Consider the following 9,892-nt stretch of genomic DNA (forward strand, 5'->3'; position numbering starts at 1 on the left):
TTGCGGTGCTGGGGTGGGGGGTGGGGGGCCCGGCGGGCCCCCCGCCTCCTCCGTCTGCCGCTACTGCGGATCCGCCCCCACCGCCACCGGCCGGGACGGGTCCGAGGACCACTCCGACCACGAGCCGACGTACAGGGCCGCCGGGATGCCGGCCACCGCGAGGGCCAGCACCTCGTGGGCGCCGGAGACCCCCGAACCGCAGTACACGCCGACCTCCGCGTCCGTGGAGACGCCCAGGGCCTTGAAGCGGTCCTTCAGCTCCGCCGCGGGCAGGAAGCGGCCGTCCGTCTCCACGTTCTCCGTCGTCGGCGCCGACACCGCGCCCGGGATGTGCCCGCCGACCCGGTCGATCGGCTCGACCTCACCGCGGTACCGCTCCCCCGCACGCGCGTCCAGCAACACACCCGTGCGGGCGAGATCCGCGGCCCCGTCCGCGTCCAGCAGACCCGCCGCGGCCGGCGCCGGCTCGAAGTCGCCCTCGGCCGGGACGGGCGCCCGCGTCGACAGTTCGTTCTCCCAGGACGGCAACCCGCCGTCGAGGACCCGCACGTCCGGGTGACCCGTCCAGCGCAGCAGCCACCACGCGCGTGCGGCGGCCCAGCCCTGTCCGCCGTCGTAGACGACGACCGGGCGGCTCGCCGACACACCCGCGCGGCGCATCGCGGCGCCGAATTCCGCCAGGTCGGGCAGGGGGTGCCGGCCCTGCTCGCCCGGGGCGCCGGCCAGTTCCCGGTCCAGGTCGACGAAGACCGCGCCGGGGATGTGCCCGGCCGCGTACTCGGCCCGCCCGTCGAAGGCCGGGGCGCCCGCCGCCTTCGCCGTGCTCAACTGCCAGCGGACGTCCAGCAGAACGGGTGGATTCTCCCCGCTCAGACCGTGGGCGAGTTCGGATGCGGTGATGATGGCTCTCATGGCGTCCATCCATACGCCAGGGGTGGCCGCGGCGTCCAGGTCCGGCTACTCTGCTCCGCCGGACAGGCTCGATCACGAGGCGTATGGGATCGAGCACGTGCTGTACAGCCGGCGGACACCCGCCGGCCATCGTCAGGAAGCGACGAACCACGGCAGCTCAGGCATTCTTCCGGAGAAACCGCCGGTCCGGCGGCGCGGCATGGCACGGGAGACCGTGGAGGATGCGGACACCGGCACGGGCGCACACGCGAGTGGCGTGGACCCCCGGCCGGCGGAGCGGAGACGACACGGCCACCACCAGGGCCGGGGAGAGAGTGATCGATGACCGAGGCACGGGAGTCGGCCGGTCCGCACACGCGGCGCGCGCCCGGCACGCCCTGCTGGGTGAGCCTGATGGCGCACGGGCTGACCGCCACCGAGGAGTTCTACGGAGAGCTGTTCGGCTGGGAGTTCCTGCCGGGCCCGCAGCAGCTCGGCCCGTACGTGCGGGCGCTGCTCGACGGGCGGGAGGTGGCCGGCATGGGTCAGCTGCCGCCGGACCCCCGGCTGCCGATCGCCTGGACGCCCTACCTCGCCTCGGACGACGTGGACCAGACGGCCGACACCGTGCGGCTGTGCGGCGGCACCGTGGCGGTCGGTCCGCTGGACGCGGCCGAGGTCGGGCGGATGGCCATCGCCGCCGACCCCTCCGGCGCGGTCTTCGGCATCTGGCAGGGTTCGGCCCACCTCGGCACGGCGGTCACCGGGGTGCCGGGCGCGCCCGCCTGGAACGAACTGCTCACGTTCGAGACCGAGAGCGTCGCCAAGTTCTACGAGACCGTGTTCGGATACGAGGAGGAGCCGGTGGTGTCCGCCGACTTCGACTACGTGACCCTGCGCACCGGCGGCCGTCCGGTGGCCGGTCTGCACGGGGTGGGACACGCCCTGCCCCGGGACCGGGGCTCGTACTGGCAGACCTACTTCGAGGTGTCCGACACCGACGAGACGCTGCGGCAGGTCGCCGGTCTCGGCGGCCAGGTCCTGCGACCGGCGCACGACAGCCCGCACGGGCGGGTGGCGACCGTGGCGGACCCCGAGGGCGCGGTCTTCTCGGTGGTGCAGAGCCCGCGCTGAGCGCTCAGGAGGAGTTCTCTCCGGGCCGTGACGGGGTGAAGCGGGGTGGAGCGGGAGCGCTCAGGCCGGTGGGACGGGCAGCACGTCCGGGGACAGGGCCGCCGCACGGGCCGTCGCGGCGGTCATCCGGCGTCGGTGGTGGCGACGGCACAGCACCTCGTAACCGACCTCGCCCGCCGCGTTGTTGACGTCCCCGACGACCACCTGGGCGCCCTCGACGACCATCTGGCCGTCTATCGTGCGGGCGTTGTGCGTGGCGCGGGCGCCGCACCAGCACAGCGCCTCCACCTGGAGCACCTCGATGCGGTCGGCCAGCTCCACCAGCCGCTGCGAACCGGGGAAGAGCTTGGAGCGGAAGTCGGTCGTGATGCCGAACGCGAAGACGTCCAGGCCGAGGTCGTCCACCACGCGCGCGAGCTGGTCGATCTGCCCGGGCGCGAGGAACTGCGCCTCGTCCGCGATCACGTAGTCCACCCGGCCGCCCTGCGACAGGTGGTCGACGATGTACGCGTACGGGTCCTGGTCGTCCGCGACCTCCACCGCGTTGGTGACCAGGCCGAGCCGGGAGGACAGCTTGCCCTCGCCCGCGCGGTCGTTGCGGGTGAAGATCATCCCGACGAGGCCCCGCGCGGAGCGGTTGTGCTCGATCTGCAGAGCCAGCGTCGACTTCCCGCAGTCCATCGTTCCGGAGAAGAACACCAGCTCGGGCATGAGGAGTTGAGCACCTTTCGGTGAGTCGTGGAGGGCGGGGGGCGCTTCAGGAGCGTACTTCGAGCAGCGGGACCAGCTGCTCGACGGGGGTCATCGAACCGTGGTTGCCGACCAGCGCGGACTCCTTCGGCTCCCGCTCGGAGGCGATGATCAGGACGTCGTCGTACGCGGCCGCGACCACGTCCCCGAGGCGGGCGTACACGCGCTCGTCGATGTGCGGCCCGAACCAGCCCCCCGCGATCGCCTCGTCGCGCGAGGCCACCCAGAACTGCTCGCCGAGCACCTCGCGCCAGACGGTCAGCACGTCGTTCTCGGCGCCCGGCACCGCGTAGACGTGCCGTGCCCGCCCCTCGCCGCCCAGCAGGGCGACCCCGGCGCGCAGTTCCCAGTCCGTGTCGAAGTCGATGCGGTGCTCCTCGTCGAACGGGACGTCGACCATGCCGTGGTCGGCGGTGACGTAGAGCGCGCTGCGCGGCGGCAGCTGCTCGGCGAGGCGCTGGGCGAGCCGGTCGACGTACATGAGCTGGCCGCGCCAGGTGTCGGAGGCGACGCCGTAGCGGTGGCCCGCGCCGTCGAGTTCGGCGTAGTACGTGTACACCAGCGAGCGGTCGCCGGCGGCCAGCTGCTCGGCGGCGAGGTCCATGCGCTCCTCGCCGCTCAGCCGTCCGTGGAAGCTGCCGCCGCTGAGCGCGACCTTGGTGAGCGGGGTGTGCTGGAAGGCGGGCGAGGACACCTGGGCGGCGTGCACCCCGGCGTCGTGGGCCAGCTGGAAGACGGTGGGGTACGGCTGCCAGGGGCGCGGTTCGGTGTACGGCTGCCAGCGGAGCTGGTTCATCAGCTCGCCGGTGGCCGGGTTGCGGACCGTGTAGCCGGGCAGGCCGTGGACGCCGGGCGGCAGGCCGGTGCCGACGGAGGCGAGGGAGGTCGCGGTGGTCGCCGGGTAGCCGGCGGTCAGCGGCCGGCCGGTGCCGCCGCGCGAGCTGCCGAGCAGCGAGGTCAGGAAGGGGGCCTCGTCGGGGTGGGCGCGCAGCTGCTCCCAGCCGAGCCCGTCGATCAGGAAGACGCAGACCCGGTCGGCGGCGGTCAGTTCCGTGATCGTCGCGGCCAGTCCGGGGACGCCCATTCCGGCGGCGAGCGTGGGCAGCAGGTCGGCGAGGGAGCCGGTGCCGTATTCGGGCAGCGGCGCGGTGTCCAGGGCGAGCGGTTCCGGGTGGTCCCAGGCGGAGAGCTGGGACATCAGCGCGTGATGTCCGCGGTCGCCTCCGAGATGGCCTGCGCGAAGGCGAGCGCCTGGCGCACCGTCTCCGGGCCGTCCCCGGCCTCGCTGACGCGCAGGCTGAGGTCGTCCGCCGTGGAGCTGCCCGTGTAGCCGTGGTCGGCGTCGCAGTTGGGGTCGCCGCAGGCGGCGGGCTCCAGGTCGATACGGCTGACCGCGCCCCAGCCGATGGTCAGCACGACCTCGCGGGGCGGCTTGCCCGGGGTGTACTGCTCGGGGTTCGCGACCACCCGGCTGACCACGACGGACGAGATCCGGCCGAGCTTCACGGACTCCGTGGACGTCGTGGCGTACGGCGTCGGGGAGGTGGTGTCGGCGGCCTGCTCGTCGGTGTGGCTGACGATGAAGCGGTTGCCGGTGAGGACCAGGACGGTCACGTGCCGGCGCACCTCGTTCTGGTCGAACGTGGTCTCCTGGTGGACCAGGTACGACCGGATGGGCTCGCCGCCCACGGCGGCCTCCACCGCCTCGGCCACGAGGGCCGGGTAGTAGCCGCTGCGCTCGATCGCCGCGCGCAGCCCCTGGGTCGTCGTACTGGTCTTGGCCATGGCGTCCATCCTAATCCGTGGGCAAGGGGGGTCCGGGCCAGTCGCGCAGACCCGGGGCGGCCCGCGCACGCGCGCGTGGACGCCTCGGGACGAGCCCCGGACGGATGTCCAGCCGCTCGGCGGCGACCAGGCAGGAGACGGGCTCCGGGCCGCCGCCGTCGGCCTCGAGGGCGACCACGACAGGCGGTGTCTCGCCGATGGTTCGCGCGAGCCGGTCCGTCTCCTCGGCCGTGGGCGGCCGGAAGGCGGGGTCCTGGAAGGCGAACGGGCAGGAAACGAAGAGCGGGCCGACGAAGGCGACCTCCAGGCCGTGGTGGTGGGCGAGGTCGTGTCCGGCGGCCAGGCGGAGCTGCCCGGCGTCCCATGCGAGCACGTCCCAGTCCCACCAGCTGCCCTCGGGCAGCGTCCGGCCGGCGATCTCCATGAGCCCCCCCCTCCCCGGGTCAGTAGGCCGGCATCGTGCGCGGGCCGAGGTCGTCCCGGGCGGGCGGCGGCGCGAGCCGCACGGTGGCACTGAGGACGCTCACGCCGTGCGGGGCGACGACGACCGGCTCCAGGGTGACCGCGACCACCTCCGGATGGTCGTCCACGAGCCGCGAGACGCGCAGCAGCAGTTCCTCCAGCGCGGGCGTGTCCACGGGCGTGGACCCGCGCCAGCCGAACAGCAGCGGCGCGGTGCGGATCGAGCGCACCAGCGAGGTGGCCTCCCGGTCGGTGACCGGGACCAGGCGGTGCGCCATGTCCCCGAGCAGCTGCGAGGGGGCCCCGGCCAGCCCGAAGGACAGCACGGCCCCGGCCGCCGGGTCGATCACCGCTCGTACGACCGTGTCGACCCCGCGCGGCGCCATGCCCTGGACCACCGGCCGCAGTTCCTCCGGCTTCCCGAACAGCTCGGTCAACTCGGCGTAGGCCCGGCGCAGTTGTTCCTCGTCGGCGAGGTCCAGGCGCACTCCGCCGAGGTCGGCGCGATGCCTGAGGTGCGGGGCGGTCGCCTTGAGCGCCACCGGGTAGCCGAGGGCGCGGGCGGCCTCGGCCGCGGCGTCGGGGGTGGGTGCGGGAAGCGCGCGCCGCACCTGGATGCCGTACTCGGCGAGCAGCTCGCAGGTCTCCGCCTCGGGGATCGTGAGCCCTTCACCGCGCGCGAGCAGCTCCCCGATCAGCCGCGCGGCCCCCTTCTCGTCGATGTCCTCGTACTCCGGCACCTTGCCGGGGTCCAGGGCATCCCGCCGCCACTGGCCGTACCGGACGGCCTCGGCCAGGGCGCGAACGGCGCGTTCGGCGGCGGGGTAGGCGGGGATGAGACGGGTTCCGTCGGCGGGAACCGGTACGGAGCCGCCGCTCCCCACGCCCGCGCCCGCGGTGGGCGGTCGTTCAGCCGGGCGGAGCGGCTGGGCGGCGACCGGGGTGCCGGGTGCCTTGTCGACGGCCGTGGGCGCGGTGCTCGCCGCGGCCGACAACGCCTCCGCGAGCCCTCCGAGCTCCACATGCACCACCAGCACCGGCTTGCCCGGCACCGCGGCCGCAGCCGACCGGAGCGCCTCCGCCAGCTCCGCGTCATCGGGCGACCCTTCCCCGATCGCCGGGATCGCCGTGACGACAACGGCGTCGTTCGTGTCGTCGGCCAGGGCCCGTGCCAGCGCCCCGTGGAAGTCCTCGGCCGTCGCCCCGGTCGTCAGGTCCACCGGACGCGACGGCCGCAGCCCCTCCGCGAGACAGCGGTCGTACGTCAGGACGCCCAGGGACTCGGAGTTGCCGAGGATCCCCACGCGCGGCCCGGCGGGCAGCGGCTGCCGGGCGAGCAGCAGTCCCGCGTCGACCAGTTCGGTGATCGTGTCGACCCGGAGCACCCCGGCCTGCCGCAGCAGCGCGGACACGGTCGCGTACGGCAGGTGCGTGGCCCGCACCGTGTGTCCCTGGGGTGCGGTGCCGGTGCCCTGCACCACGACCAGCGGCTTCGCCGCCGCCGTCCGCCGGGCGAGCCGGGTGAACTTGCGGGGGTTGCCGATGGATTCCAGGTACATGAGGGCGACGTCGGTCTCCGGGTCGTCGTACCAGTACTGGAGGACGTCGTTGCCGGATACGTCGGCCCGGTTGCCGGCGGAGACGAAGGTGGAGACGCCGGTGACCCCGGTGACCCCGCCGCCGCGCCGGTGCAGCCGGGAGAGCAGGGCGATGCCGATGGCGCCGGACTGGGTGAACATCCCGATGCGGCCGGGGCGGGGCATGTCGGGGGCCAGGGACGCGTTCAGCCGGACGTCCGGGGCGGTGTTGATGATCCCGAAGGCGTTCGGGCCGATGATCCGCATGCCGTACGCGCGCGCCTGCCGGATCAGCGCCCGCTGCCGCTCGCGCCCCTCGGGGCCGCTCTCGGCGTATCCGGCGGAGAGCACGACGAGCCCCTGGACGCCGTGCTCGCCGCACTCGGCGACCACGGCCGGGACGTGCTCGGCCGGTACGGCGACGACGGCGAGGTCCACGGGGCCCTCGATCTCCCGCACGGAGCGGTGCGCGGGCACGCCGTCGAGGTCCCCGAGGTCCTCGGGGAAGGCCTTGTTCACCGCGTGCAGGCGGCCGGAGTAGCGGGCGTCCCGGATGTTGCCGAGGACGCTGCGCCCCACGCCGCCGGGGGCGCGGCCGACGCCGACGACCGCGACCGAGCCGGGCACGAGCAGCCGCCGTACCGAGCGGGCCTCGGCGCGCTGCTCACGCGCGCGTTGCACGGCGACGGAGCGGTCGGTGGGTTCGAGGTCGAACTCCAGGCGTACGACGCCGTCCTCGAAGCTGCGCTTCTGGGTGTAGCCGGCGTCCGTGAACACCTTGATCATCTTGGTGTTGGCGGGCAGCACCTCGGCGGCGAAGCGGCGGATGCCCCGCTCGCGCGCGACGGCGGCGACGTGCTCCAGCAGGGCGGAGGCGACCCCGCGGCCCTGGTGGGCGTCCTGCACCAGGAAGGCGACCTCGGCCTCGTCGGCGGGCGCGGACGCGGGCGCACCGTCGGCGCCGATGCGGTCGTAGCGTACGGTGGCGATGAACTCGCCGCCGATGGTGGCCGCGAGTCCCACCCGGTCCACGAAGTCGTGGTGCGTGAAGCGGTGGACGTCCTTGGCGGACAGTCGTGGGTACGGCGCGAAGAAGCGGTAGTACTTCGACTCGTCCGAGACCTGCTCGTAGAAGCTGACCAGGCGGTCGGCGTCATCAGCGGTGATGGGCCGGATGCGCGCGGTTCCGCCGTCGCGCAGCACCACGTCCGCCTCCCAGTGGGCGGGGTACTCGTACCGGCCCTGCCGGTCCGCCGAGGTCTGCATGGGCCCCAGAGTACGGCTCGCGTCCGACAACGGCGCAGGGCAGTCTGTGGAGGACGGAAGTCGGACCGAGGCCGCGGTCGCGACGCCACACCGGAGCGGAGGAGAAGGTCCGCTCCGGGCACGCTTCACGATATGGGAAACTGGTCTAGACAACCCTGAAACAGCGAAGGGCAGCAACACATGGCTGAGCGCCGCGTCAACGTCGGCTGGGCCGAGGGTCTCCACGCCCGCCCCGCCTCCATCTTCGTCCGAGCCGCCACGGCCGCAGGCGTCCCGGTCACGATCGCCAAGGCCGGCGGCACCCCGGTCAACGCGGCCTCGATGCTGGCCGTCCTGGGCCTGGGCGCCCAGGGCGGCGAGGAGATCACCCTCGCCTCCGACGCCGAGGGCGCGGACGTCGCCCTGGACCGTCTGGCCAAGCTGGTCTCCGAGGGCCTGGAAGAGCTGCCCGAGACCGTCTGAGCAGGACCGGGAAGCCGCGTCGTCCGTACCGGGCGGCGCGGCTTCCGCGTTCTCGCGCCCGGCCGGTCGAATTCACCGCAGACATATGAACGGCCGCGACCCCGAATTCATGACATCCGGAAAAAGGGCAGGGGGAAATACCTGCCCGCCGAATATCCCCTCTTTGTATACGGCGCTCGTGTTAATGGCGCACGCCCGGCATGTTTACGGCGTGTTGCGAAGTCCTCACACGCTCCGCGGCGCCGGAAAAACGAAGGCGGTGCGCGCCCGTCGCGCGTTCGGCGTGCAGCGCCGTCACCGCACGCGCGCGGTCGCCGTCGCCGCGCGCCACCGCGTCCACGATCGCGCCATGCTCCGCCCAGGAGTCCACCGGGCTCGGCGCGGCATCCACCGTGTACATCCAGGCGATCTTGTGGCGCAGCTGGGTGAGCATCGAGGTCAGCGAGGGGCTGCCGGAGGCCTGCGCGAGTGTCTCGTGGAACCAGCCGCCCAGCGAGCGCAGGTCCTCGCTGTTGCCCCGCCGAGCCCGCTCCTGCCCCAGCCGGACCAGCCCCCGCAGCACCTTCAGATGGGCCTCCGTGCGCCGCTGCGCGGCCCGGGCGGCCCCGAGCGGCTCCAGGAGCACGCGCATCTCCAGCAGGTCGGCGGCCTCCTGCGCGGTCGGCTCGGCCACGCACGCGCCCGCGTGCCGGCGCGTCACCACGAAGCCCTCCGCCTCCAGGGTGCGCAGGGCCTCGCGCACAGGGACGCGCGAGACGCCGTAGCGGCGGGCCAGGACCTCCTCGGTGAGACGGCTGCCGCGCTCGTAGGCACCGGCGACGATGTCGTCCCGGATCGCCGTGCACACCGAGTGCGCCGGAATACGCATGACCGACCTCCGCCTTAATCCCCGTGAAACGCCGACGATGGACGTGTGTTCCGTGACTCTATTCCAATGGGGCGGAATTTCCGACGGCAGACCGGAATCCAGGGATATTTTTTGGACAGCGGGCCCTGTGGCCGCAGTGAAAAACGGCGAAAGCCCCGGCTCGGTGAGCCGGGGCCTCGGGATGCCGTTCGGATGTCCGGCCGGTCAGGCGTCCACGCCGTGCTTGCGCAGATAGGCGACGGGGTCGACGTCGGAGCCGTAGTCGGGGGTGGTGCGGGCCTCGAAGTGCAGATGCGGGCCGGTGACGTTGCCGGTAGCGCCGGACAGGGCGATCTGCTGGCCGGGGGTGACCTGCTGGCCCACCGCGACGCCGATGGACGACAGGTGGCCGTACTGGGTGTACATGCCGTCGGCCATGCGGATCACGATCTGGTTGCCGTACGCGCCGCCCCAGCCGGTGGAGACGACCGTGCCGGAGCCGACCGCGTGGACGGGCGTGCCGCTCGCCGCGTGGAAGTCGATGCCGGTGTGGGAGCCGGAGGACCACAGCGAGCTGCTGGCCTTGTAGCCCGTGGAGACATAGGAGTGCGCGATCGGGGCGACGAAGGTGTTCAGTCGCTTGCGCTCGGCCTCGCGGGCGGCGCGGGCCTTGGCCGCGCGCTCCTGCTTCGCCCGCTCGGCGGCGGCCTTGGCCGCG

The 9,892-nt window shown here is 73.5% G+C and carries 10 protein-coding genes; 2 read left to right on the forward strand and 8 right to left on the reverse strand.

Annotated features, from left to right (window positions below; translation table 11 throughout):
- Positions 1-60: 60 nt before the first annotated feature.
- The gene (locus ACWEN3_RS33055) at positions 61-912 is read right to left on the reverse strand and encodes a sulfurtransferase (RefSeq protein ID WP_452978364.1); all 852 of its coding nucleotides are present in this window, start codon (positions 910-912) and stop codon (positions 61-63) included.
- Between the two features lie 321 nt (positions 913-1,233).
- On the opposite strand from ACWEN3_RS33055, the gene ACWEN3_RS33060 reads away from it, so the two are divergent.
- Complete coding sequence (locus ACWEN3_RS33060) at positions 1,234-2,025, forward strand: VOC family protein (RefSeq protein ID WP_452978367.1); 792 nt, start codon at positions 1,234-1,236, stop codon at positions 2,023-2,025.
- Between the two features lie 60 nt (positions 2,026-2,085).
- On the opposite strand, the gene ACWEN3_RS33065 is transcribed toward ACWEN3_RS33060, so the two are convergent.
- The 5 genes from ACWEN3_RS33065 to ACWEN3_RS33085 are packed head-to-tail and all read right to left on the reverse strand — an operon-like array spanning position 2,086 to position 7,865.
- A complete protein-coding gene (locus ACWEN3_RS33065) occupies positions 2,086-2,736 on the reverse strand; it encodes a thymidine kinase (RefSeq protein WP_452978369.1) in 651 nt (216 codons plus the stop codon).
- 46 nt (positions 2,737-2,782) lie between these two features.
- Positions 2,783-3,973, reverse strand: a complete 1,191-nt coding sequence (locus ACWEN3_RS33070) for an alkaline phosphatase family protein (protein WP_452978371.1) — start codon at positions 3,971-3,973, stop codon at positions 2,783-2,785.
- Positions 3,973-4,569 carry a DUF5998 family protein gene (locus ACWEN3_RS33075; protein ID WP_452978374.1) on the reverse strand — a complete coding sequence of 199 codons (597 nt, stop codon included), beginning with the start codon at positions 4,567-4,569 and terminating at the stop codon, positions 3,973-3,975. The genes ACWEN3_RS33070 and ACWEN3_RS33075 overlap by 1 nt, the downstream gene beginning before the upstream one ends.
- Before the next feature lies 1 nt (position 4,570).
- Positions 4,571-4,984: a hypothetical protein gene (locus ACWEN3_RS33080; RefSeq protein WP_452978377.1), complete on the reverse strand. Its 414-nt coding sequence runs from the start codon at positions 4,982-4,984 to the stop codon at positions 4,571-4,573.
- Between the two features lie 19 nt (positions 4,985-5,003).
- Positions 5,004-7,865, reverse strand: a complete 2,862-nt coding sequence (locus ACWEN3_RS33085) for a bifunctional acetate--CoA ligase family protein/GNAT family N-acetyltransferase (RefSeq protein WP_452978380.1) — start codon at positions 7,863-7,865, stop codon at positions 5,004-5,006.
- A gap of 180 nt (positions 7,866-8,045) precedes the next feature.
- Here ACWEN3_RS33085 and ACWEN3_RS33090 point away from each other — a divergent pair, with 180 nt between their 5' ends.
- The gene (locus ACWEN3_RS33090; protein WP_452978383.1) at positions 8,046-8,327 is read left to right on the forward strand and encodes an HPr family phosphocarrier protein; all 282 of its coding nucleotides are present in this window, start codon (positions 8,046-8,048) and stop codon (positions 8,325-8,327) included.
- 181 nt (positions 8,328-8,508) lie between these two features.
- Here ACWEN3_RS33090 and ACWEN3_RS33095 read toward each other — a convergent pair whose 3' ends face one another.
- Positions 8,509-9,195, reverse strand: a complete 687-nt coding sequence (locus tag ACWEN3_RS33095; RefSeq protein ID WP_452978384.1) for a GntR family transcriptional regulator — start codon at positions 9,193-9,195, stop codon at positions 8,509-8,511.
- A 204-nt stretch (positions 9,196-9,399) separates the two neighbouring features.
- A partial coding sequence (locus tag ACWEN3_RS33100; RefSeq protein WP_452978385.1) for a M23 family metallopeptidase occupies positions 9,400-9,892 on the reverse strand: 493 nt, incomplete at its 5' end.

It is taken from the genome of Streptomyces sp. NPDC004561 (genome assembly GCF_053602155.1).